The 23,602-nt window shown below is 73.3% G+C and carries 18 protein-coding genes; 13 read left to right on the forward strand and 5 right to left on the reverse strand.

All coding sequences use genetic code 11. The features are described 5' to 3' along the window. Window positions 1–47: 47 nt before the first annotated feature. Window positions 48–2,621: an aminopeptidase N gene (pepN, locus tag ACFYZR_RS21440; protein WP_391912554.1), complete on the forward strand. Its 2,574-nt coding sequence runs from the start codon at window positions 48–50 to the stop codon at window positions 2,619–2,621. Window positions 2,622–2,732: 111 nt separating this feature from the next. Here the strand turns inward: pepN and ACFYZR_RS21445 are convergent, their stop codons facing one another. The 3 genes from ACFYZR_RS21445 to malQ all read right to left on the reverse strand — a co-directional run bounded on the left by ACFYZR_RS21445 (window position 2,733) and on the right by malQ (window position 6,278). Continuing rightward, window positions 2,733–3,698 (reverse strand): acyl-ACP desaturase, encoded by a 966-nt coding sequence (locus ACFYZR_RS21445; RefSeq protein WP_391912556.1) that lies wholly within the window; start codon window positions 3,696–3,698, stop codon window positions 2,733–2,735. A gap of 158 nt (window positions 3,699–3,856) precedes the next feature. Then, entirely contained in the window at window positions 3,857–4,126 is a 270-nt protein-coding gene (locus ACFYZR_RS21450) for a hypothetical protein (RefSeq protein WP_229357981.1), read from the reverse strand. Between the two features lie 4 nt (window positions 4,127–4,130). After that, a complete protein-coding gene (gene malQ / locus ACFYZR_RS21455; protein ID WP_391912558.1) occupies window positions 4,131–6,278 on the reverse strand; it encodes a 4-alpha-glucanotransferase in 2,148 nt (715 codons plus the stop codon). A gap of 256 nt (window positions 6,279–6,534) precedes the next feature. Here malQ and ACFYZR_RS21460 point away from each other — a divergent pair, with 256 nt between their 5' ends. Further along, complete coding sequence (locus ACFYZR_RS21460) at window positions 6,535–9,603, forward strand: beta-N-acetylglucosaminidase domain-containing protein (RefSeq protein WP_391912560.1); 3,069 nt, start codon at window positions 6,535–6,537, stop codon at window positions 9,601–9,603. Between the two features lie 86 nt (window positions 9,604–9,689). Here ACFYZR_RS21460 and ACFYZR_RS21465 read toward each other — a convergent pair whose 3' ends face one another. Next, a complete protein-coding gene (locus tag ACFYZR_RS21465; protein WP_126914175.1) occupies window positions 9,690–10,226 on the reverse strand; it encodes an HNH endonuclease in 537 nt (178 codons plus the stop codon). A gap of 269 nt (window positions 10,227–10,495) precedes the next feature. Between ACFYZR_RS21465 and ACFYZR_RS21470 the strand changes: the two genes are divergently transcribed. Next, window positions 10,496–11,575, forward strand: coding sequence for a mechanosensitive ion channel family protein (locus tag ACFYZR_RS21470; protein WP_391912563.1), 1,080 nt, complete (start codon window positions 10,496–10,498; stop codon window positions 11,573–11,575). 78 nt (window positions 11,576–11,653) lie between these two features. On the opposite strand, the gene ACFYZR_RS21475 is transcribed toward ACFYZR_RS21470, so the two are convergent. Beyond that, the gene (locus ACFYZR_RS21475) at window positions 11,654–12,157 is read right to left on the reverse strand and encodes an FBP domain-containing protein (RefSeq protein ID WP_391912567.1); all 504 of its coding nucleotides are present in this window, start codon (window positions 12,155–12,157) and stop codon (window positions 11,654–11,656) included. A gap of 177 nt (window positions 12,158–12,334) precedes the next feature. Here ACFYZR_RS21475 and ACFYZR_RS21480 point away from each other — a divergent pair, with 177 nt between their 5' ends. The 10 genes from ACFYZR_RS21480 (at window position 12,335) to ACFYZR_RS21525 (ending at window position 23,575) form a co-directional block, all read left to right on the forward strand. After that, entirely contained in the window at window positions 12,335–13,534 is a 1,200-nt protein-coding gene (locus ACFYZR_RS21480; protein WP_391912569.1) for an ROK family protein, read from the forward strand. A 69-nt stretch (window positions 13,535–13,603) separates the two neighbouring features. Continuing rightward, a complete protein-coding gene (locus ACFYZR_RS21485; protein ID WP_391912571.1) occupies window positions 13,604–14,935 on the forward strand; it encodes an ABC transporter substrate-binding protein in 1,332 nt (443 codons plus the stop codon). A 54-nt stretch (window positions 14,936–14,989) separates the two neighbouring features. Further along, the gene (locus ACFYZR_RS21490; protein WP_391912574.1) at window positions 14,990–15,919 is read left to right on the forward strand and encodes a carbohydrate ABC transporter permease; all 930 of its coding nucleotides are present in this window, start codon (window positions 14,990–14,992) and stop codon (window positions 15,917–15,919) included. A 3-nt stretch (window positions 15,920–15,922) separates the two neighbouring features. Next, window positions 15,923–16,753, forward strand: a complete 831-nt coding sequence (locus ACFYZR_RS21495) for a carbohydrate ABC transporter permease (RefSeq protein ID WP_391912576.1) — start codon at window positions 15,923–15,925, stop codon at window positions 16,751–16,753. Continuing rightward, entirely contained in the window at window positions 16,750–18,003 is a 1,254-nt protein-coding gene (locus tag ACFYZR_RS21500) for a 6-phospho-beta-glucosidase (RefSeq protein ID WP_391912578.1), read from the forward strand. The genes ACFYZR_RS21495 and ACFYZR_RS21500 overlap by 4 nt, the downstream gene beginning before the upstream one ends. Then, window positions 17,994–18,983, forward strand: coding sequence for an N-acetylglucosamine kinase (locus tag ACFYZR_RS21505; RefSeq protein WP_391912580.1), 990 nt, complete (start codon window positions 17,994–17,996; stop codon window positions 18,981–18,983). Before ACFYZR_RS21500 ends, ACFYZR_RS21505 begins: the two co-directional genes overlap by 10 nt. A 472-nt stretch (window positions 18,984–19,455) precedes the next feature. Continuing rightward, on the forward strand, window positions 19,456–19,863 hold the full coding sequence (locus ACFYZR_RS21510; RefSeq protein WP_391912582.1) for a tyrosinase cofactor: 408 nt from the start codon (window positions 19,456–19,458) through the stop codon (window positions 19,861–19,863). Between the two features lie 68 nt (window positions 19,864–19,931). Then, window positions 19,932–20,753: a tyrosinase family protein gene (locus ACFYZR_RS21515; RefSeq protein WP_391912584.1), complete on the forward strand. Its 822-nt coding sequence runs from the start codon at window positions 19,932–19,934 to the stop codon at window positions 20,751–20,753. A 510-nt stretch (window positions 20,754–21,263) separates the two neighbouring features. Next, window positions 21,264–22,592, forward strand: coding sequence for a hypothetical protein (locus tag ACFYZR_RS21520; RefSeq protein WP_391912908.1), 1,329 nt, complete (start codon window positions 21,264–21,266; stop codon window positions 22,590–22,592). 17 nt (window positions 22,593–22,609) lie between these two features. Further along, the gene (locus tag ACFYZR_RS21525; protein WP_391912586.1) at window positions 22,610–23,575 is read left to right on the forward strand and encodes a glutamate ABC transporter substrate-binding protein; all 966 of its coding nucleotides are present in this window, start codon (window positions 22,610–22,612) and stop codon (window positions 23,573–23,575) included. Window positions 23,576–23,602: the final 27 nt, after the last annotated feature.

Raw genomic sequence — 23,602 nt, forward strand, 5'->3', positions numbered from 1 at the left:
GCGTGGAAGGATGGCCGGAAAATCGCGATGTGAAGGAGATGGCCCAGGTGCCCGGTACGAATCTGACCCGCGAAGAGGCACAGGAGCGGGCGCGGCTGCTCAGCGTGGACTCGTACGAGATCGAGCTCGACCTCTCCGGTGCCCAGGACGGCGGCACCTACCGGTCCGTGACGACCGTGCGCTTCGACTCCGCCGAGGCGGGCGCCGAGTCCTTCATCGACCTGGTCGCCCCCACCGTGCACGAGGTCGTCCTGAACGGCACCGCGCTGGCCGCGGCCGACGTCTTCAAGGACAGCCGCATCGCGCTGCCGGGCCTCGCCGCCGGGCGCAACGAGCTGAAGGTCGTCGCCGACTGCGCGTACACCAACACCGGCGAGGGCCTCCACCGTTTCGTGGACCCGGTCGACCAGCAGGCCTATCTGTACACCCAGTTCGAGGTGCCGGACGCCCGCCGGGTCTTCGCCTCCTTCGAGCAGCCCGACCTTAAGGCGACGTTCCGGTTCACCGTGAAGGCCCCCGAGGGCTGGACGGTCATCTCCAACTCCCCCACCCCCGAGCGCCCCGCCGACAACGTCTGGCGCTTCGAGCCGACCCCGCGCATCTCGACGTACATCACCGCGCTGATCGCCGGCCCGTACCACTCGGTGCACAGCACCTACGAGAAGGACGGCCGGACCGTCCCGCTGGGCATCTACTGCCGTCCGTCGCTCGCCGAGTTCCTGGACGCGGACGCGATCTTCGAGGTGACGCGGCAGGGCTTCGACTGGTTCCAGGAGAAGTTCGACTACGCCTACCCCTTCGCCAAGTACGACCAGCTCTTCGTGCCGGAGTTCAACGCCGGCGCCATGGAGAACGCGGGCGCGGTCACCATCCGCGACCAGTACGTCTTCCGCTCGAAGGTCACGGACGCCTCCTACGAGCTGCGCGCCGAGACGATCCTCCACGAGCTGGCCCACATGTGGTTCGGCGACCTGGTCACCATGGAGTGGTGGAACGACCTCTGGCTGAACGAGTCGTTCGCCACGTACACCTCCATCGCCTGCCAGGCCTACGCGCCCGGCAGCAAGTGGCCCCACTCGTGGACCACGTTCGCCAACTCCATGAAGACCTGGGCCTACCGGCAGGACCAGCTGCCCTCGACCCACCCGATCATGGCGGAGATCCGCGACCTGGACGACGTCCTGGTCAACTTCGACGGCATCACCTACGCCAAGGGCGCGTCCGTCCTCAAGCAGCTCGTCGCCTACGTCGGCATGGACGCCTTCTTCCAGGGCGTGCAGGCCTACTTCAAGGCCCACGCCTACGGCAACACCCGGCTGTCCGACCTGCTGGGCGCCCTGGAGAAGACCTCCGGCCGCGACCTCTCCGCCTGGTCGAGGAAGTGGCTGGAGACGGCCGGCATCAACATCCTGCGGCCCGAGATCACCACGGACGAGGCCGGTGTCATCACCGCCTTCGCCGTCCGCCAGGAGGCCCCGGCCCTGCCCGCCGGCGCCAAGGGCGAGCCGACCCTGCGCCCGCACCGCATCGCGATCGGCCTCTACGAGCTCAAGGACGGCAAGCTCGTCCGCGACGAGCGGGTCGAGCTGGACGTCGACGGCGCGCTGACCGACGTCCCGCAGCTGGTCGGCAAGAGGCGCCCGGCGGTCGTGCTGCTCAACGACGACGACCTGTCGTACGCCAAGGTGCGCCTGGACGCCGAGTCCCTGGCGGTCGTCACCCAGCACCTGGGCGACTTCGCCGAGTCCCTCCCCCGCGCCCTGTCCTGGGCCTCCGCCTGGGACATGACCCGCGACGGCGAGATGGCCACCCGCGACTACCTGGACCTGGTGCTCTCGGGCATCGCCAAGGAGTCGGACATCGGCGTGGTGCAGTCCCTCCAGCGCCAGGTCAAGACCGCCCTGGACCTCTACGCGTCCCCGGCCTGGCGCGAGACGGGCCTGGCGAAGTGGACCGAGGCGGCGCTCGAGCACCTGCGCGCGGCGGAGCCGGGCAGCGACCACCAGCTCTCCTGGGCCCGGGCCTTCGCGGCCACCGCCCGCACCGGCGAGCAGCTGGACCTGCTCGCCGGGCTGCTGGACGGCACCGAGACCGTCGAGGGCCTGGCCGTCGACACCGACCTGCGCTGGGACCTGCTCAGCCGGCTGGCCGCGACCGGCCGTGCCGACGAGAAGGCCATCGCCGCCGAGCTGGAGCGCGACAAGACGTCGGCGGGCGAGGAGCACGCCGCGTGGGCCCGGGCCGCCCGCCCGGCGGCGGAGGCCAAGGCCGAGGCCTGGGCGTCGGTCGTCGAGTCCGACAAGCTGCCCAACGCGGTCCAGGAGTCGGTGATCGGCGGCTTCCAGCAGGCCGACCAGCGCGAGCTCCTCGCGTCGTACGCGGAGCGGTACTTCGCGGTCGTCAAGGACGTCTGGGACAAGCGCAGCCACGAGATGGCGCAGCAGATCGCGGTCGGGCTGTACCCGGCCCTCCAGGTCTCCCAGGCCACGCTGGACGCGACGGACGCGTGGCTGGCCTCGGCCGAGCCGAACGCGGCGCTGCGGCGGCTGGTGACCGAATCCCGTGCGGGGGTCGAGCGGGCGCTCAAGGCGCAGGCGGCGGACGCGGCGGCGACGGCGTAATCCGCGCTCAAGCGCCGGAGGGGCTGATTTCAGCCCCTCCGGCGCTTGAGGAGCGGGGGTCCGGGGGCGGAGCCCCTGGAAGAAACGGTGAAAGGGCGGGACCGGGGCCCCTCAGCCCTGACGGGCGGCGCGACGGGCGAGAAGCGCCTGGCGGCGCTCTTCGAACTTACGGCCCTGGTCGTCCAGGCCCTCCATGAACAGGCCCAGTTCCTCCTGGGCCCGGAGCCCCTCCGGCCCCAGCCCGTCGATCTCCAGGACCTTCAGGAAGCGCAGCACCGGCTGCAGCACGTCGTCGTGGTGGATCCGCAGGTTGTAGATCCCCCCGATCGCCATCGTCGCGGCCGCCCGCTCGAAGCCCGGGATGCCGTGCCCCGGCATCCGGAAACCGGTGACGACGTCCCGGACCGCGCTCATCGTCTGGTCGGGCGCCAGCACGAAGGCCTGCTTGAGCAGGTTGCGGTAGAAGACCATGTGGAGGTTCTCGTCGGTGGCGATCCGCGAGAGCATGCGGTCGCAGACCGGGTCGCCGGAGTGGTGGCCGGTGTTGCGGTGCGAGATCCGCGTGGCCAGCTCCTGGAAGGCGACGTAGGCCACCGAGTGGAGCATGCTGTGCCGGTTGTCGGACTCGAAGCCCTCCGACATGTGCTGCATCCGGAACCGCTCCAGCGCCACCGGGTCGACGGCGCGCGAGGTGAGCAGGTAGTCGCGCATGACGATGCCGTGCCGCCCCTCCTCCGCCGTCCAGCGGTGCACCCAGGTGCCCCAGGCCCCGTCGCGGCCGAAGAGCTGGGCGATCTCGTGGTGGTAGCTGGGGAGGTTGTCCTCGGTCAGCAGGTTGACGATGAGGGCGGTGCGCCCGATGTCACTGACCTTGGACTGCTCGGGCGCCCAGGCCTCGCCGCCCATGACGCCGTCGAAGTTCCGCCCGTCGCTCCACGGCACGTACTCGTGCGGCATCCATTCCTTGGCGACCTTCAGGTGGCGGTTCAGCTCGGTCTCGACGACTTCCTCGAGCGCGTACAGCAGGCGGCTGTCGCTCCAGACGGCCGAGCCGTGGGAAGTGGGGGCGATGGTCACGGGCAGCTCCTGGAACGATCATCACCTACGGTGGCGTAGGTTACGACACCGTAGGTTAACCGTCCCCCGAATGCCAAAGCCCGTGGCCCCTACAGCGAAAAGGGCAGCAAAAAAGCCGACACCCTCAGGGTGTCGGCTTTCGCTTCCGCGCGGTGGTGTCAGCGCGAGTGGTGGGTGTTGACGGTGTGGGTCGCGGCGTTGTCGGAGTTCCTGGCGAGGACCATGGTCAGGCCCGCGATGACCAGGAAGAGGACGATCGGTGCGGCCACGTAGAGGCCGAGCGTGTTGATCACGCTCAGGCCGGGGCCCGGGTCGTCACCGTCGTCGCGGGTGAGCGCGAAGGCGGGGGACGACATCAGCAGCATCAGCAGCGTGCCGGCGGAGATCGCACCGGCGCGCACGGCGTTCTTGTTGACCTTATTGCTCACAACCTCAAATTATCGGACCGGCGTGGGGGCCGCGCGCCCGGGGTGGCCTATCGCCACCCGGACCGCCGGCCGGCCCGCCCCGCGCCCCGTCCGCCAGGGCCCGCACCTCGTCCACCAGCGCCTGGAGCCGGGGCGAGGCCACCAGTTCCTCCATCGACAGCGGCCGGCCCGAGGCGTCGGCCACGGGCAGCCGCCAGTTCGGGTACTGGTCCCAGGTGCCCGGCAGGTTCTGCGGGCGGCGGTCCCCGACCGCGTCCGGCAGCCAGACGCCGACCAGACGGGCGGGGGTGCGCAGCAGGAAGCGGTGGACGGCCAGGACCGCCCCCTCCTCGTCGCCGGGCCCCTCCGGCAGCAGGCCCAGCCGTCCCAGGACGGCCAGCCAGCGGGCGACGTCCGCTGTGTCCTCGCGCTGCTCGACGGCGAGCGGCCGGGTGAGCAGCCCGAGCCGGTGCCGCAGCGCCACGTGGTCACCGGTGAGCCGGGCGGCGGTGCTGGGCAGGTCATGGGTGGTGGCGGTGGCCAGACAGGCCTCGCGCCAGCGCTCCGGGGGCAGCGGACCGGGGTCCTCCTCGTCACCGGCGTAGTCCTTCTCGAACCACAGCACCGATGTGCCGAGCACCCCGCGCTCGGCCAGGGCCTCCCGGACGCCGGGCTCCACCGTGCCCAGGTCCTCGCCGATGACGGCGGCGCCCGCGCGGTGCGCCTCCAGGGCGAGGACGCCCAGCATCGCCTCGGCGTCGTAGCGCACATAGGCCCCCCGCCGGGGCTCGTAGCCCTGGGGCACCCACCAGAGCCGGAACAGGCCCATCACATGGTCGATGCGCAGCGCCCCCGCGTGCCGCAGCAGCCCGCGCAGCAGATCGCGGTAGGGGGCGTAGCCGGTGGCGGCGAGGGCGTCGGGGCGCCAGGGCGGCAGGCCCCAGTCCTGGCCGTGGGGGCTGAAGGCGTCGGGGGGCGCGCCGATGGACATCCCGGCGGCGAAGGCGTCCTGCTGGGCCCAGGCGTCCGCGCCCGAGGGGTGGACGCCGACGGCCAGGTCGTGGACGAGTCCGACGCGCATGCCGGCGTCGCGGGCGGCCCGCTGGGCGGCGGCCAGCTGCCCGTCGGTGAGCCAGGCGAGCCAGCAGTGGAAGTCGACGCGGTCCAGCAGCTCGCCGCGGGCGCGGGCGGTACGGGCCGAGCGGGGGTCGCGCAGGCCCGCGGGCCAGGACCGCCAGTCGGGCCCGTGGACCTCGGCGAGGGCGCACCAGGTGGAGTGGTCGTCGAGGGCCTGGCCGCCCTCGGCGAGAAAGGCGGCGTAGGCGGCCCGGCGGCCGGGGGACGCGGGGACGGCCCGCAGCAACTCCAGCGCCCGGCGTTTGAGCTCCCAGACGGCGTCGCGGTCGATCAGCGCGTCGTGGCGCAGGACGGCCTCGCGGAGGGCGGCGGCGCGGGCGAGCAGCGTCCCGGCCTCCTCGCGTGCCGCTCCGGCCAGATAGGCGAACTCGGGGATCTCCTCGACGCGCAGATGGACGGGGTCGGGGAAGCGGCGCGAGGAGGGGCGGTAGGGCGAAGGGTCGGTGGGCGGTCCGGGGACGGCCGCGTGGAGGGGGTTGACCTGGAGGAAGTCGGAGCCGGCGGAGCGGCCGGCCCAGGCGGCGAGGTCGGCGAGGTCGCCCAGGTCGCCCATGCCCCAGGAGCGGGCGGACAGCAGGGAGTAGAGCTGGACCAGGAAGCCGTGGCCGCGCGCGGGGGGCGCGGGCAGCCGCTCGGGCGCGACGATCAGCGGCGCGCTCGCGGACCGTCCGTCTGGGGTGCGGGCGCGCAGGACGTGGCCGCCGTACGGGAGGGGTTCCCCGTCCTGTTCCATGCCCCACGGGAGCGTGGCGCCGTCCTCCGTCTCGACGCTCAGGGCCGTGCCCTCGGGGAGCGGGAGCCGGGGCCGGGCGCCCGCGCGGCCCCGCAGGACGACGGCCGGGGGCAGCAGCCGGCCGCGCTCGGTCTGCTCGCGGGCCTCCAGGGCGTCCCGGACGGCCCGGGGCGTGGAGGCGTCGACGCCCAGCGCGGCGAGGACGGCGACGAGCGTGTCCTCGGGGACCCGGACGACGCTGCCGGGCGCGCTCTCGTAGGACGTCGCGACGCCGTGCAGAGCGGCGAGGCGTGCTCTGTCCATCCGGACCTCCGTGGTCGCCACCGCCGACTGCTTCTGCCTACCCACTCCGCGCGGCGGACGACACATCCGTACATCCCGCCGGGCATTACCGGCAGTTCGGTCACCTGCGTTGACATCGCTTCAGCGCTGGTGATGGGCTCGTCGCGGCTTTTCCGGGGCGCCGCCCCGCACCTCGGTCCACGCCTTGGTCCCACACCTTGGTCCCCCACCTTGGTCCCGCAACTCGGTCCCGCAACGCGTCCGGAGGAGAAGAACCATGTCCCACGGAAGCGAGCGGACCGGCAGGGCCGTGGGCACGGGGCGTCTGGGGCGCCCCGGACCGCGCCGCGCCGGGGTCACCGTGCTGGCGGCCGCGCTCCTCGGCGGGCTGCTCGGCGGGGCGGGAGACGCCGTCGCCGACCCCCTACCGGGTGACGCCGCGTCGGCCGCCGCCGGTTCACCCGGCTCGCCGGACCGGGAGAGCGCCGGGGCCCTGCCGCCGGTGTGGCCGCGCCCCCAGTCGGCGCGGGCCCTGGGCGCGTACGCGCGGGTGGGCGACGAGGTCACGCTGATGGCCGATCAGGGGACCGACCAGTACGCCCTGGAGGCGCTGCGCGACGTGCTGCGCGCCCAGGGCGCCCGGACGGTCGTCGACGCGCAGCCCGGCGGCACCCCGCCGGCCGACGGCCTGATCGTCTACGCGGGCGGGAAGGCCGCCGAGGACACACTGCGCTCGCTGGGCGCCCAGCCGGTCGACGACCTGCCCTCGGGCGGCTACCGGCTGGCCGCCGGGCAGCTGGACGGGCGGCCGGTGGTGGCGCTGGCGGGCGTGGGCGAGGACGGGCTCTTCCACGCGGCGCAGACGCTGCGCCAGCTGGCCGTGGCGCACGACGGGGGCCGCGCGTTCGCGGGGGCCGTGATCCGCGACTGGCCGGGCACGGCGGTGCGCGGGCTAACCGAGGGCTTCTACGGGCAGCCCTGGTCGCACCAGCAACGGCTGGCACAGCTGGACTTCCTGGGCCGCACCAAGCAGAACCGGTATCTCTACGCGCCCGGCGACGACCCCTACCGCCAGGCCCGCTGGCGCGCCCCCTATCCCGCCGAGCGGCGCGCGGAGTTCCGGGAGCTGGCCGAGCGGGCCCGCCGCAACCATGTGACGCTGGGCTGGGCGGTCGCGCCGGGGCAGGAGATGTGCTTCTCGTCGGCCTCGGACATGCGAGCGCTCAAGCGCAAGGTCGACGCGATGTGGGCGCTGGGGGTGCGCGCCTTCCAGCTCCAGTTCCAGGACGTCAGCTACAGCGAGTGGCACTGCGACGCGGACGCGGACGCGTTCGGCTCCGGCCCCAAGGCGGCGGCGAAGGCGCAGGCGAAGGTCGCGGGCGAGCTGGCGAAGCACCTGGCGGCCAAGGGCCCGGAGGCGGCCCCGCTGTCGCTGCTGCCGACCGAGTACTACCAGGACGGGCGCACCACCTTCCGGCGCGCGCTGGCCGAGGCGCTGGACCGGCGGGTGGAGGTGGCCTGGACGGGGGTCGGGGTGGTGCCGAAGACCATCACCGGCGGCGAACTGGCCGACGCCCGGGCGGCCTTGGGGCACCCGCTGGTGACCATGGACAACTACCCGGTCAACGACTTCGCGCAGGACCGTATCTTCCTCGGCCCGTACACCGGCCGTGAGCCGGCCGTGGCCGCGGGCTCCGCCGCGCTGCTGGCCAACGCCGCGGCGCAGCCCGTCGCTTCGCGCATCCCGCTGTTCACCGCCGCCGACTACGCGTGGAATCCGCGCGGCTACCGGCCCGACGAGTCCTGGCGGGCGGCCGTCGACGACCTCGCGGGCGGACAGTCGGGTGACCCGGCGACGCGCGAGGCCCTGCGGGCGCTCGCGGCGAACGACGCGTCCTCGGTGCTCGGCGGCGAGGAGTCGGCGTATCTGCGCCCGCTGCTGGACGCCTTCTGGGACGCCCAGGGCACGGCGGACGCGGGAAGGCTCGCCGAGGCCGCCGACCGGCTGAAGGCGGCCTTCCGCACCATGGCCGACGCCCCCGCGCGGCTCACCCCGCTGCTCGGCGCCGAGGTGCGGCCGTGGCTGGAGCAGCTGGGCCGGCACGGCGAGGCGGGACAGCGGGCCGTGGACATGATCACCGCGCAGGCGCGGGGCGACGGCGCGGCGGCCTGGCAGGCCCAGCTGGACGTCCAGCGGCTGCGCGAGGCGATCACGGCGGGCCGGGCGACCGTGGGCAAGGGCGTGCTGCTGCCCTTCCTCGAGACGGCCCTGGCCCGGGCCAACGGCTGGACCGGTGTCGACCGGCCGCTGCGCACGGCGGGCGCGGCCACCGACGGCGACCCGGCCACGGCCGTCACCCCCCGGCCGGGGGTCCCGCTGTCCGTGCGGCTGCCCGAGCCGCGTCCGCTGACCGTGGTCACCCTGCTCACCGGGCCCGCGCCGGGGGCGGCCGGCGTGGTCGAGGCCCATGACCCGGCCCGGGGCTGGCAGCCGCTGGGCCGGGTCGCGGACGGCGGCTGGACCCAGTTGCCGGGCAAGGGCGTACGGGCCGACGCGCTGCGCGTGGTGTGGGACGGCGGCGCCACCCCGCCCCCGGTGCACGAGCTCACCCCGTGGTTCGCCGACAGCCCCACCGCGGACGTCGAGCTGACCGGCGGCGACATGGACGCGGAGATCGGCGGGCGGCCCGCGGTCGTCGAGCTCCGCATGATCAATCAGCGTCCGGAGGCGATCCGGGAGCGGCTCGCCGTCGCCGCGCCGACGGGCGTGAACGTCAAGGCCCCGGCCGAGCTCACCGCCGTGCGCGGAGGTGTGACCACGGCCCGGATCGAGCTGTCGGTGCCGGCGGGGGCGCCCGCCCGGACGTTCACGGTGCCGATCCGGCTGGCCGGGCAGGAGAAGACGGTGACCGTCCGGGCGTATCCGCCGACCGGTGGCCCGGACCTGGCGCGCGGCGCCCGGGCGACGTCCTCCGGCGACGAGACCGCCGCCTTCCCGGCCTCGGCCGCGATCGATGGCGATCCGCGCACCCGCTGGTCGTCCCCGCGCACCGACGCCGCCTGGTGGCAGCTGGAGCTGGCCCGGCCGGTCCGGCTGGGCCGGCTGGTGCTCCACTGGCAGGACGCCCACCCCCTCCGCTACCGCGTCCAGGTCTCGCCGGACGGGCGCACCTGGCGGGACGCGGCGGTGGTCACCGACGGCAAGGGCGGCGTGGAGTCGGTGCGCATGGACGCGCCGGACGCGCGGTTCGTGCGCGTCCAGGGCGAGAAGCGGGCGACCCGCTTCGGGTATTCGCTGTGGGAGGTGGAGGCCTACGCCGTGCGGGAGCCCGCCAAGGGCTCCTGAGCGGGGGCGCCGGGCCTCGCCCGGCGCCGCCCGCGCGCGTGGCCGTGGACAAACGTGCGGCCGTGAACGAAGAAGGCCCGGTCGTCTCAGGCGGAAATGCCGTCGATCCGGGCCATCGCGTCCTCGGCGCCGTATGCCTCCAGGTAGGGCAACCAGCGCGGGTCCCTATGGCCCGTGCCGATGATCCGCCACGCCAGGCCGGACGGCGGCGCGGGCTGATGGCGCAGCCGCCAGCCGAGCTCCCACACGTGCCGGTCGGCCTTGACGTGATTGCAGCGGCGGCAGGCCGCCACCACGTTCTCCCAGTTGTGCTGGCCGCCGCGGCTGCGCGGGACGACGTGGTCGACGCTGGTTGCGACGCCACCGCAGTACGCGCAGCGTCCGCCGTCCCGGGCGAAGAGGGCACGGCGGGTGAGCGGGACGGGGCCCCGAAAGGGCACCCGCACGAAGCGCTTCAGGCGGACGACGCTGGGTGCGGGGATGGTGCAGGTCGCGCTGTGCAGAAAGGCGCCGGTGTCCTCAAGGCTGACGGCCTTCTCATTGAGGACGAGTATGAGCGCGCGGCGGAGCGGTACGACGCCGAGCGGCTCGTACGACGCGTTGAGGACCAGGACATGCGGCACGGGTGCCTCCTTGTACGCCGGCGGCGCGTGGCTCGCGCCGGGACGATCTCCTGCAAGTGTCCCCTGGCCCCCGCCACAAGCGCCACCATCATCGGGTAACGGGTCTCAGGTGTTTTGGGGCACACCCCGGACAATCACGGCCACGCATGCGCAAGACGCGTCCCATCTCGAACACAACAACGGAGCATTTCGTCTGCCCCGTTAGTGTGGTGGATCGGCCCGTACCACTCCTCGCCACGGGTCACGTCCCCTATCGGAGGATTTCTGCTGTGTTCCGGTCCGCCGCCCTGGCCGCAGACGCGACGCCCCGCCCGGTGTCCCTGGACGAGGCCCAACGCACGGCGGGCGACGCCGCGGGCTGGGTCGAGGAGAACTGGTCCATCTGGCTGAGCAACGGCCTGCGGATCATCCTGATCGTCGTGATCGCGGTGGCCATGCGCTCCCTGATCCGCCGGGCCATCACCAAGCTGATAGCGCGGATGAACCGCACCGCCCAGGCCGTCGACGGCACGGCGCTGGGCAGTCTGCTGGTCAACGCCGAGCGGCGGCGCCAGCGCTCGGAGGCCATCGGCTCGGTGCTGCGCAGCGTCGCCTCGTTCCTGATCATGGGTACGGCGGCGCTGACCGTGCTCTCCGTACTCAAGATCAACCTGGCGCCGCTGCTGGCCAGCGCCGGTGTGGCGGGCGTGGCCATCGGTTTCGGCGCCCGCAATCTCGTGACCGACTTCCTCTCGGGCGTCTTTATGATCCTGGAGGACCAGTACGGCGTCGGCGACGAGGTCGACGCGGGCGTCGCCAAGGGCACCGTCATCGAGGTCGGGCTGCGCGTGACCAAGCTGCGCGGCGCCGACGGCGAGATCTGGTACGTCCGCAACGGCGAGGTCAAGCGGATCGGCAACCTCAGCCAGGGCTGGGCGACCGCGGGCGTCGACGTCCAGGTGCGCTCGGACGAGGACCTGGACCGGGTGCGCGCGGTGATCGAGCGCACCGGCGAGGAGATGCAGAAGGCCGAGCCGTGGAACGAGCGGCTGTGGGAGCCCGTCGAGGTGCTGGGCCTGAACGCGGTCTACCTCGACTCGGTGGTCGTCCGGGTGTCGGCCAAGACCGTGCCGGGCAAGGCGCTCTCCGTGGAGCGCGAGCTGCGCTGGCGCATCAAGCGCGCCCTGGACGCCGAGGGCATCGCCATCGTCGGCCAGCCGCACGAGCAGGAGCTGCGGACGGCGGCCGCGGCGGACCCGGCGGCGGCCGTCGCCGCCCCGTCCGCCATGGCCAACCCCGCTTCCCCTCAGTCGCTGGCCACGGCGCCGATACCGCCGGTGCCGCCGGGCGTGACGCTCGGCAAGCCGTAGCACCGGAGTCCCCGGGGACAGGCCAAGGGCCCCCTCGCCGCCGATGTGGCAAGGGGGCCCTTGGTCCGTCCCGGGGTGTCAGCCCTCCCGGAGGACCTTGTCCAGGAAGTCGTCGAGGTTGCCGCGCAGCCGGTCCAGGCGCTCCTCGACGGAGAGGGACTCCTTGTAGCGCATGGCCATCAGCGGCGTCTTCTTCCCCCGTACGTACAGCGAGCAGGCCAGGTCCGCGCACATATAGGCGCCGACCGTGTTGCCGTCGCGGCCGGAGGCGCCGACCTTGCGGGCGGCCAGCAGGGAGACGCCCGAACCACCGTGCGCGGTCAGGCACAGCGAGCACATGGTGGTCTTGGTCAGGGCCCGGGGCCCGCCCTGCGGCACCCGCAGGGTGACCCCCATCAGCTCACCGGCCCGCTCCGTCACGAGGTAGCCCCGGTCCGGGGCGCCCGGGTCCCGCCAGCCCAGGAAGTCCAGATCGGCCCAGGGGAGCCCGTCGAGCTCCCGGGGCAGGCTCATCCTGCGGGCCTCGCCCTTCGAGCAGTTGACGAAAGAGGCGCGTATCTCGCTGTCGCCCAGTGGTTCCATGCGTCGGGAACCTACCCGTGGGGTCGCGGGGATGTCGCGCTATTTTTACTGCGGGACACCCACGGAATATTAAATTCCGCCGGTCCGGACTTCTTGACGGTGCGCTGACCTGCGCCTAACGTCCTGATGCAAACGATAGGAAAGTTTCCTTACAGACAGGTCGGGGGACCACACGCCATGGCCGGAACCGGAATCCCCGGGACGCCCCGTGTCCTGCGCGCGATGAACGACCGCGCCGCGCTGGACCTGCTGATCAGCCACGGTTCCCTGACCCGTACCCGCCTCGGCGAGCTCACCGGGCTGTCCAAGCCCACCGCCTCCCAGCTGCTCGCCCGGCTGGAGGCCGCCGGGCTGGTGCGCGCCGTCGGCAATGTCACCGGCCGCCCCGGGCCCAACGCCCAGTTGTACGAGGTGGACCCCTCGGTCGCCCATGTGGCCGGCCTCTCCGTCGACAAGGAGGGCATCTCGGCCGCCGTCGCCGACATCACGGGCACCGTGCTCGGCGAGCACCGCGTCGAGGCCGACGTCACGGACGAGGGGGTGCCGGGCCGCACCGCCCATCTGGTGGCCGCCGCCGTCGACGGCGCGCTGACCGCCGCCGGCCTGGGCTGCGAGGCCCTCCACCGCACGGTCATCGGCACCCCCGGCGCCCTCGACCCGCGCACCGGCACCCTGCGCTACGCCCCGCACCTGCCCGGCTGGCACTCGCGCACCCTGCGCGCCGAGCTCGCCGAGGTCATCGGCACCCCGGTCGTCATCGAGAACGACGTCAACCTCGCCGCCGTCGCCGAGCGCCACACCGGTGCCGCGCACGACACCGACGACTACGTCCTGGTCTGGATCGACGAGGGCGTCGGCGCGGCCATCGTCCTCGGCGGCCGACTGCTGCGCGGGGCGACCGGCGGCGCCGGCGAGATCGGCTACATGCCCCTGCCCGGCGCCCCGCTCGCCCGCGGCGGGGCCGGGAACGCCCCGGACGGCGGGGGCGGCTTCGAGACGCTCGTGGGCATCCCGGCCGTGGCCCGCCTCGCGCGCGAGCACGGCTTCGACGCCCCCACGGGCCCCGAGGCGCTGGAGCGCGCGGCGCGCACCCCCGGCCCGGCCGCCGACGCCCTCCTCGCCGAGCTGGGATCGCGTGTCGCCACCGGGCTCGCGGCGGTCGTCGCCGTCGTCGACCCGGAGCTGATCGTGCTCTCGGGCGCGGTCTGCCGCGCGGGTGGTGAGCGGCTCCGCGCGGTGGTCGAGACCGGGCTGACCGGGCTCGCACTGCCCCGGCCCCGGCTGCGGCTGAGCGAGGTGACGGGCTCCGCCATCCTCATCGGCGCCCTGCGCACCGCCCTCGCCGACGTCCGGAACGACGTCTTCGACACCGCCTGACGCCGTTTTTCCCCGGCTTCCCCCCACCGCGCGACACCCCCCGTCCACCGCCGCCAAGGAAGCTCCGCCATGCAGCGATTACGACACCGCATCACGCTCCTCACGATGGCCGGATTACTCCTCTCCGGCTGCGCCCGCCCCGCCGTGGGGAGCGCCGAGGACGACCCGGCCCGCCCGGTGACGCTCCGGTTCTGGCACGGCTGGTCGGAGAGGAGCGAGGTCGCGGCCGTCGACGCGGCGATCGCCCGGTTCGAGCGGCGGCACCCCAACATCCGGGTGGTGACGACCGGGAACGTCACGGACGACACCGTCAACCAGGCACTGCGGGCGGGCGGTGGCGCCACGCCCGACGTGGTGTCGTCCTTCACCACCGACAACGTCGGCCAGTACTGCTCCTCCGGGATGTGGGCCGACCTCGACCCCTTCCTGCGGAAGTCCGGACTGGACAAGACGGCCGTCTTCCCCGGGACCCTCCTCGGCTACACCTCCTACCGGGGCCGGCAGTGCGCCCTCCCGCTGCTCGCCGACGCCTACGGGCTCTACTACAACCTGGACGCCTTCGAGAAGGCCGGCATCGCCCGGCCGCCGCGCACCATGTCGGAGTTCAAGGAGACGGCCGTCAAGCTCACCCGGCGGTCCGCCGGGGGCTCCTACGAACAGCTCGGCTTCATGCCCGGCTTCCGGTTCTACGAGAACAGCCCGGACCGGCTCTTCGCCCAGTGGGCGCCCGACTGGTTCGACGCCGACGGGACGTCCCGGCTCGCCCGGGAGCCCGCGACGGAACAGTTCTTCCGCTTCCAGCGGGGCCTGGTCACCGCCCTCGGCGGCTACGGCCCGCTCGAACGGTTCCGCACCACCTTCGGCGCGGAGATGTCCACGCAGAACGCCTTCCGCACGGGAAAGGTCGCCATGCACCTCGACGGTGAGTGGCGCGGCCGGATGCTCAAGGAGGACGGCGCGGACTTCCGCTGGGCCACGGCCCCCATGCCCGTACCCGACGACCAGGCGGACGCCTACGGGCGCGGCTGCCTCACCGGCACGGTCATCGGCATCGCGCACAGCAGCCGGCACCAGAACGCGGCCTGGGAGCTGGTGCGGTTCCTGACGACCGACACCGATCAGGTCGTCGCCTTCGCGAACGCCATCCACAACGTGCCCTCCACCAAGGCCGCGCTCGCCTCGCCCGCGCTCGACGCCGACCCCGCCTTCCGCACCTTCGTCGACATCGCCGCCGACCCGCACAGCGTCTCCATGCCGCCCTCGGCCAACGGCGGGATGTACCTCCGTACCCTGCGCGACTTCGCCTACGGCAGCGAGGCGGGCCGGGTCCCCGACCTGGGCCGGGGGCTGCGCCGCCTCGACCGGCGGATCGACGCCGACACCCGGCAGACGGCCGACTGACCAGGCCGGCCGACCCGCCCGCACCGTCCGCTACCCGACGAAGGCCCCCCTGTCATGGCACACCTCCGGCACACCCGGGAACGCCTGCGCGTCCTCGGCTTCCTCTCCCCCTGGCTGATCGGCTTCACCGTCTTCTTCGGCTATCCGCTGATCGCCACCGTCTACTTCTCCTTCACGCGCTACAACCAGATCCGGCCCCCGTCCTTCGTGGGGCTGCGCAACTGGACGTATGTGTTCACGCAGATGCCGCTGTTCGGGCCGGCGCTGTGGAACACGCTGTGGCTGGTCGTGGTCATGGTGGCCCTGCGCGTCGTCTTCGGGCTGGGCACCGGGCTGCTGGTCACCAAGGTGAAGACGGGCGCCGGCTTCTTCCGCACCGCCTTCTACCTGCCCTACCTCGCCCCGCCCGTGGCCGCCACGGTCGCCTTCGTCTTCCTCCTCAACCCGGGCACCGGCCCGGTGAACGGCGCCCTCACGGCGCTCGGCGTCTCCGCCCCCGACTGGTTCAACGACCCCGACTGGGCCAAGCCCTCGCTGGTGCTGCTGTCGCTGTGGGGCATCGGCGACCTGATGGTCGTCTTCCTGGCCGCCCTGCTGGACGTGCCCAAGGAGCAGTACGAGGCCGCGAAGCTCGACGGCGCCGGGGCCATCGCAACGTTCCGCTATGTCACCTGGCCGGCGATCACCCCGGTGGTGATGTTCGCGGTCGTGACGGGCGTCGTGCAGACGATGCAGTACTACACCCAGGCGCTCGTCGCCGGGAAGCTCGCCTCCGGGGTCGGCGTCGGCCCCGGCTCGACCCTCCAGCCCGGCTATCCGGACCACTCCACGCTCACCGTGACCCAGCTCGTCTACTCCCTCGGCTTCCAGAACTTCAACACCGGCGCCGCGTGCGTGCTCTCCCTGGTGCTCTTCGCCGTCGCCATGGCCGCCGCCGCGCTGCTGATGCGCGGCCGCGCCGGGCTGCTCGGGGCGGAGGACTGAACCATGAGACGGAGCCGCGTCCTGCACTGGATCGCCGTGCACACCACCGCCGTGGCGGCGGCGCTCTTCTTCACCCTGCCGTTCGTCTTCGTCCTCCTCACCTCCGTGATGAGCGACGACCAGGCCATGAGCGGCGAGCTGTGGCCGCGCTCCTGGCACTGGTCCAACTACGCGGAGGTCCTGCGCACCCCCGGCTTCCTCACCTGGTGGCGGAACTCGCTGCTGTACGCCGGGCTGGGCACGCTGTTCACCGTGTGCTCCTCCGTCCCGGTCGCCTACGCGCTCGCCCGGTTCCGCTTCCGGGGCCGGCGGGCCGCGCTCGGCCTGGTGATCGCCACGATGACGCTGCCGCCGCAGGTCGTCGTGATCCCCATGTACCTGGTGTGGGCCCAGCAGCTGCACCTGTCGGGGACGCTGTGGCCGCTGATCGTGCCGCTGGCGTTCGGCGACGCGTACTCCATCTTCCTGCTGCGGCAGTTCCTGCTCACCATCCCCGTCGAGTACCTGGAGGCCGCGCGGCTCGACGGCTGCGGCGAGCTGCGCACATTGCTGCGCGTCGTCGTGCCGATGGCGAAGCCGGGCATCGCGGCGGTCGCGCTGTTTCAGTTCTTCGCCTGCTGGAACGATTACTTCGGGCCGCAGATCTACGCCGCCCAGAACCCGGGCGCCTGGACGCTGAGTTACGGCCTGGAGTCCTTCAAGAACGCCCACAGCGTCAACTGGAATCTGACGATGGCCGCCACCCTGCTGGTCATGGCGCCGGTCATCGCCGTCTTCTTCTTCGCCCAGAAGGCCTTCGTCGAAGGCGTCACACTGACAGGAGTCAAGGGTTGAAGCTCGCAGTAGTGGGTGGTGGCTCCACCTACACCCCCGAACTCGTCGACGGATTCGCACGGCTGCGCGACGTCCTCGCCGTCGAGGAGCTCGTCCTCGTCGACCCCGACGCGCGACGGCTGGAGCCGGTCGGCGGCCTGGCGCGGCGCATCCTCGCCGCACAGGGCCACCCGGGCCGGGTCACCTGGACCGACGACCTCGACGCGGCCGTCGACGGCGCCGACGCCGTCCTGCTCCAGCTGCGCGTGGGCGGCCAGGCGGCCCGCGAGCGGGACGAGACCTGGCCGCTGGCGTGCGGCTGCGTGGGACAGGAGACCACGGGCGCGGGCGGCCTCGCCAAGGCGCTGCGGACAGTCCCGGTGGTGCTGGACATCGCCGAGCGGGTGCGCCGCCGCAACCCCGCCGCCTGGATCGTGGACTTCACCAACCCCGTCGGGATCGTCACCCGCGCCCTGCTGACCGCCGGGCACCGCGCTGTCGGGCTGTGCAACGTGGCCATCGGCTTCCAGCGGAAGTTCGCCGCCCTGCTCGGAGTGGCGCCCGGCGAGGTCGAGCTGGACCACGTCGGCCTGAACCACCTCACCTGGGAGCGCGAGGTGCGCGTCGGCGGCCGGGACGTCCTGCCCGCGCTGCTCGCGGAGCACGGCGAGGCGATCGCGGCGGACCTGCGGATGCCGCGCCCGCTGCTGGACCGGCTGGGCGTCGTCCCCTCGTACTACCTGCGCTACTTCTACGAGCACGACGCGGTCGTCGAGGAACTGCGGACGAAGCCCTCGCGGGCGGCCGAGGTCGCGGCGATGGAGCGCGAGCTGCTGGAGATGTACGCCGACCCGGCGCTGGACCACAAGCCGGAGCTGCTGGCGAAGCGCGGCGGGGCGTTCTACTCGGAGGCCGCCGTGGCGCTGACGTCGTCGCTGCTGACCGGCTCCGGGCCCGTCCAGGTGGTCAACACGCTCAACAACGGCACGCTGCCCTTCCTCCCCGACGACGCCGTCGTCGAGGTGCCCGCGGCGGTGGACGCGGCCGGGGCGCGCCCCCTGCCCGTACGGCCGCTGGAGCCGCTGCACGCCGGGCTGGTCGCGCATGTGACGGCCTATGAGCACCTGGCGCTGGAGGCGGCCCTCAAGGGCGGCCGGGACCGGGTCTTCGCGGCACTCCTCGCCCATCCGCTCGTCGGCCAGACCGACCGGGCGGAGAAGCTGACGGACGCCCTCCTCCACCACAACCGGGAGCACCTGGCGTGGGCGTGATCGTGGCGATCGACGCGGGCGGCAGCAAGACCGACGTGGCCGTCCTCGGCCCGGACGGCGCGGTGGCCGCCCGGGCCCGGGGCGGCGGCTTCCGGCCGCAGTCGACGGGGGTCGAACGCGCCGTGGACACCCTCCAGGCGGCCGTCGCCGAGGCGCTGGCCGGGCTCCCCCGCCCGGCGGGCGTCCGTCTCTTCTCGGCCTGCCTGGCGGGCGCCGACTTCCCCGTGGAGGAGGCGGAGCTGGCGGAGGCCATCGCCCGGCGCAACCGGCCGGCGGGCGATCCGGCGGCGGGTCCGCGCGTCCGGGTCGCCAACGACACCTTCGCGCTGTTGCGCGCGGGGCTGTCCGACGAGGAGCCGGCGGGTGTCGCCGTCGTGTGCGGGGCGGGGATCAACTGCTCGGGGCTGGCGCCCGGGGGGCGGGTCGCCCGGTTCGCCGCCGTCGGGCGGATCTCGGGCGACTGGGGCGGCGGGGCGCACCTGGCCGAGGAGGCGGTGTGGTGGGCGGCGCGGGCGGCGGACGGGCGCGGCGGGCCGACGGCCCTCGCGCGGGAACTCCCGGCCCACTTCGGGCTGTCCACGATGCCGGAGCTGGTCGAGGCCCTCCACCTGGGGCGGATCGAGCGGGAGCGCCGGCACGAGCTGGCGCCGGTGCTCTTCGCCGTGGCCGCCGCCGGTGACGCGGTGGCCGGGGCGATCGTGGCGCGGCAGGCCGACGAGGTGGTCGCCCTGGCCTCGGCCGCCCTGGAGCGGCTGGGGCTGCTCGACGCGGCGGTGCCGGTGGTGCTGGGCGGCGGGGTTCTCGCGGCCCGCCATCCGCTGCTGCACGAGCGCGTCGTCACGGGGCTGGCGGGGCGGGCGCCCCGGGCCGTGCCCCGCGTCGTGACCGCGCCGCCGGTGCTGGGGGCGGCGCTGCTGGCCCTGGACCACCTCGGGGCGCCGGCCGCCGCTCACGCCCGACTGCGGGAGCACTTCGCGTAGCGCCTGCCGCCCCGGAACCGGCCTGACCGACGGAACCGGCCTGGCTGACGGAACCGACAGAACGAGAACGGCGGAAACCGCGCCGTGGACTCCCGCCTTCCTGGCCGGAATCCACGGCGCGGCGCCGTGTTCGCGTCATGTTCACGTCGTGAGAGACGTCACCACGCGGGGCCGTCCGCCGTAAATCCTTCGCGCGGAATCGCTGTGGCCCGGCGGAGTTCCTGACACCCGCGTCAATAGCGGGATTGGCCAGAAATTCCTCCCCTTCCACTGGTTGACCATTCATATACCCAATGTCCGTATTCGGGTCAACCATTTCTCCCCCTCTTCAAGATCGTGCAAGCATCCCGCCACGCATGGATTGATCACGAAATACGACAAAGAACTGCCGCAACCCACCCCAAAAGGGCGTTGCTGAGCATTCGTGACGGCCCCTGCTCCCGAACCACAGATCCCGAGGGGGGATACACGTATGTCGAAGAACGTCACCCGCCGCGTCGTCCTGCGCGGCACCGCGATAGCCGTCGCCGGGGCGGCCCTCGCCGCTCCGGCCGCCATGGCGGCGACCCGCGCCGCCATGCCCATGGACCACTCCGGCATGGACCACACCGGTCACGGCTCCATGGGCCCCCAGCCCTTCGACGAGGTCTACCAGGGCCGGCGCATCGTCGGCACGCCCGTCACCGGAGGCCACGAGGCCCACCACGGCGGCTTCGCCGTGACGATCGACGGCAAGGAACTGCACGTCATGCGGAACGCGGACGGCACCTGGATCAGCGTCATCAACCACTACCAGACCTTTGCCGACCCGCTGTCGCTCACCCGCGCCGCCGTCGAGAAGCTCCAGGGCGCCGAGCTCGTCCCGATCACCACCGCCTGACCCGGCCGACTGCCGACCGCCCGGCCCGACAACGGCCGGTCCCCCGACCCGAGAGGACGTAGACCCCCATGGCAGTGCGCAAGAACCAGGCGACCCTGACGGCCACGGAGAAGCGCAACTTCGTCAACGCCGTGCTGGCGCTGAAGAAGAGCGGCAAGTACGACGAATTCGTGCGGACGCACAACGAGTTCATCATGAGCGACGGCGATGACACCGACCGCGTCGGCCACCGTTCGCCGTCCTTCCTCCCCTGGCACCGCCGCTTCCTCATACAGTTCGAGCAGGAGCTCCAGAGAATCGATTCTTCGGTGACGCTCCCCTACTGGGACTGGACCGCCGACCGCACCACCACGGCCTCGATCTTCGCCGCCGACTTCCTCGGCGGCAACGGCCGCAGCCGCGACGCGCAGGTCACCACCGGCCCGTTCGCGTACTCCACCGGCCAGTGGAACATCAACGTCTCGGCGGACAGCCGCCCCTACCTCCAGCGGGAGATGGGCGCGAGCGTCCGCGCGCTGCCCACCCGCGCCGAGGTCGACTCCGTGCTCGCCATGGCCGTCTACGACATGGCCCCCTGGAACAGCGCCTCCGACGGCTTCCGCAACCACCTCGAAGGCTGGCGCGGCGTCAACCTCCACAACCGCGTGCACGTGTGGATGGGCGGCCAGATGGCCACCGGCGTCTCCCCCAACGACCCGGTCTTCTGGCTGCACCACTGCTTCATCGACAAGCTGTGGGCCGACTGGCAGCGCCTGCACCCCACCTCGGGTTACCTGCCGACCGGCGGGACGACCAACGTCGTGGACCTCAAGGACACCATGCGTCCGTGGAACAACGTGACCCCGGCCGACATGCTCGACCACACGAAGTTCTACACCTACGACCGCTGACACCTACGACCGCTGACACCCGCGTCCGCTGACGACGCCTCTCCACCGCGGCGCGCGACGCCGGGGGTGGGGGGGGGGGCCGGGCCGGGCCCCCCCCCCCCCCCCCCCGGGGGGGGGGGGCCGCCCCCCCCCCCCCCGCCCCCCCCCCCCCCCGGCGCCCCCCGCCCCCCCCCCCCCCCGGGGCCCCGCGGGGGGGGGGGGCCGGGCCCCGCCGCCCCGCCACCCCCGGCGTTCCCCGTTTTCCGGGCGCTCCCGTCCGCCACGGGAACCGAACAGACGCCCACCGCGTGAAATGGGGTGAAAGGCCGAAACGGACACCCGGGCGACGCTCACGACCCGTGCAAGATCGATGCACAACCGGTGTGTTTGTCAGTCCCTGCGGCCATACTGCTGGCCTGGCACCCGTTCCCCGCCGCCCGGGGGACAGCGGGCCGCGGCGACCGAGGGGGAGGTCACGTGTCACCAGCGCAGCCGGATACGGGGACGCGGCGCACCGCGTGGCGCGAGGGGATGGAGCGGCTCGCCGACGCCGCCACGACGGAGCCCGGCAGACTCCGCGTCATCGGCGCGGTCCTGGCCGCGCTGCTGGTCGCCTTCGGCGCGGTCACCGCCTGGCAGGTCGCCGACCGGTCGTCGGCGGCGGACGCCGTCATCGACCGCAGCCAGCCGCTGAGCACCGACGCCGCCGACATCTACCGCTCCCTGGCCGACGCCGACACCGCCGCCGCGGCGGGCTTCCTGGCCGGCCGGGACGAGCCCCGTACCGTCCGCCAGCGCTATGAGAAGGACATCGGCGTCGCCTCCGAGCTCCTGGTGAAGGCCGCCGCCGACACCGGGGGATCCGACTCCGCCCGTGAGCAGATAGCCAGGCTCAATCAGCAACTCCCCGTCTACACCGGCCTGGTGGAATCGGCCCGCGCGGCGGGCCGGCAGGGCCTGCCCCTGGGCGGCGCCTATCTGCGCTACGCCAGCGACCGGATGCGCGAGGATCTGCTGCCGGCCGCCCGTGCCCTCTACGAGGCCGAGACCGGACGCCTCCGTTCCGACTACGCGGACGCCAAGTCCTGGCCCTGGGCGGCCCTCACCACCGGCGTCGTGGCCCTCGGCGCCCTCGGCTGGGCCCAGCGCCGCTCCTTCCTGCGCACCAACCGGGTGTTCAACCACGGCCTCCTCGCCGGGACCGCCGCCGGCGCGGTGGTCCTGCTGTGGCTGACCGTCGGCCACGCCCTGGCCCGCGCGGACCTGACCGACTCCTACGAGAACGGGGCCAGGTCCCTCCAGGTGCTCAGCGAGGCCCGGATCGCCTCCCTCCAGGCCCGGGGCGACGAGAGCCTCACCCTGGTGGCGCGGGGCGCCGTGCTCACCCCGGCGGGCGACGACGCCTACGAGGCCAGCTACCGCGCGGGCATGCGCAAACTGATCGGCGACGGCACCGGCTCCGGCGAGCCCGCCCCGGACAGCCTGCTGGGCCGGGCCCGTGCCCTCGCGGACGGCGCGAAGGGACGCGATCCGGTGCTGGCGGCGATCCATGACATCGCACAGTGGCAGCAACGGCACGGCGAGGCCCGCGCCGCCGACGTCGGCGGTTACTACGGTCAGGCGCTCGCCAAGGTGATCGGGGAGAAGGGCAGCGCCAAGGGCAGCACTGGCGAATCGTTCGACCAGGTGGAATCCGCGCTGCGCGGAGCCCTCACCCACGAGGAGGACGACTTCCGCCGGGCGGCGGAGGACGGGCGCGGCGCGTTCACGGGGCTGGCGGCCGGAGCCGCCGTCCTGGCCGTGCTGGGGGCCACGGGCGCGGTGCTCGGCATCGGCCGCAGGCTGTCGGAGTACCGGTGAGACGGGGAGGCCGAGCGATGGACGGACGACGCGGAACGCGGACCCGGGCCGCGGTGACGGCCGGCGTGTGGACGCTCGCCGTGACCGTGGGCGCGGCGGTCCTGCCGGCGGCGCGCCCCACCGGCCCCACGGCCCGGACCCCGGCGGCCGCGCCGGCGGCGGCCGTACGCGCGCCCGCGACGTGCGTCGCCCCGGAAGCGAGCCTGCGCCCCTCGACGGCCGACGGCCCGGCCGTCCGGCGCATCAAGGAGCGCGGCCGGCTGATCGCCGGCGTCGACCAGAACAGCTACCGCTGGGGCTACCGCGACCCCGCCACCGGCGAGCTCAGCGGCTTCGACATCGACCTGGTCCACGCCATCGCCAAGGCCGTCCTCGGCGACCCCGGCAAGGTCGTCTTCCTGGCGATCCCCACGAACCAGCGCATACCCGCCCTGGAAAAGGGCAAGGTGGACATCATCGCGCGCACCATGACGATCAACTGCGACCGGGCCCGGCAAGTCGCCTTCTCCACGGCCTACTTCGAGGCCGGACAGCAGGTGCTGGCCCCCAAGGCCTCACCGGTCACGGCGTTCGACGACAGCCTGAAGGGGAAGAAAGTCTGTACGGCCAAGGGATCCACGGGCGAGAGCGAGCTGAAGAACGAGTCGCACGGCGCGGCCGTGCTGACCGTGCCCAATCAGCTCGACTGCCTGGTCCGGCTCCAGCTCGGACAGGTCGACGCGGTGATCACCGACAGCGCCCTGGCCGCCGGACAGGCGGCCCAGGACCCGTCCGTGCGACTGGTCGGCAAACCGTTCACCACCGAGTCCTACGGCGTGGCGATGAACCTCAAGGACGAAGACCTGGTACGCCGGGTCAACGCGGTACTGGAGGACTACCGCCGGGGCGGTGAGGCGAGCCCCTGGATGCTGGCGTACCGCAAGTGGCTGGCGGCCGACCTCCAGGGGATCACCGCTCCGCCGGAGCCCCGGTACCGGGACTGACGGCACGGAAGGACCGAAGCACCACAC

This window comes from Streptomyces sp. NPDC001678, from assembly GCF_042892945.1.
Taxonomy (GTDB): Bacteria; Actinomycetota; Actinomycetes; order Streptomycetales; family Streptomycetaceae; genus Streptomyces.

Excerpts from the sequence above, each read along its gene's own strand:
- malQ (WP_391912558.1), bottom strand. The coding sequence starts at position 6,278 with ATGGACAGAGCACGCCTCGCCGCTCTGCACGGCGTCGCGACGTCCTAC.
- ACFYZR_RS21460 (WP_391912560.1), top strand. The coding sequence starts at position 6,535 with ATGTCCCACGGAAGCGAGCGGACCGGCAGGGCCGTGGGCACGGGGCGT.
- ACFYZR_RS21475 (WP_391912567.1), bottom strand. The coding sequence starts at position 12,157 with ATGGAACCACTGGGCGACAGCGAGATACGCGCCTCTTTCGTCAACTGC.
- ACFYZR_RS21480 (WP_391912569.1), top strand. The coding sequence starts at position 12,335 with ATGGCCGGAACCGGAATCCCCGGGACGCCCCGTGTCCTGCGCGCGATG.
- ACFYZR_RS21485 (WP_391912571.1), top strand. The coding sequence starts at position 13,604 with ATGCAGCGATTACGACACCGCATCACGCTCCTCACGATGGCCGGATTA.
- ACFYZR_RS21490 (WP_391912574.1), top strand. The coding sequence starts at position 14,990 with ATGGCACACCTCCGGCACACCCGGGAACGCCTGCGCGTCCTCGGCTTC.
- ACFYZR_RS21495 (WP_391912576.1), top strand. The coding sequence starts at position 15,923 with ATGAGACGGAGCCGCGTCCTGCACTGGATCGCCGTGCACACCACCGCC.
- ACFYZR_RS21510 (WP_391912582.1), top strand. The coding sequence starts at position 19,456 with ATGTCGAAGAACGTCACCCGCCGCGTCGTCCTGCGCGGCACCGCGATA.
- ACFYZR_RS21515 (WP_391912584.1), top strand. The coding sequence starts at position 19,932 with ATGGCAGTGCGCAAGAACCAGGCGACCCTGACGGCCACGGAGAAGCGC.
- ACFYZR_RS21520 (WP_391912908.1), top strand. The coding sequence starts at position 21,264 with ATGGAGCGGCTCGCCGACGCCGCCACGACGGAGCCCGGCAGACTCCGC.
- ACFYZR_RS21525 (WP_391912586.1), top strand. The coding sequence starts at position 22,610 with ATGGACGGACGACGCGGAACGCGGACCCGGGCCGCGGTGACGGCCGGC.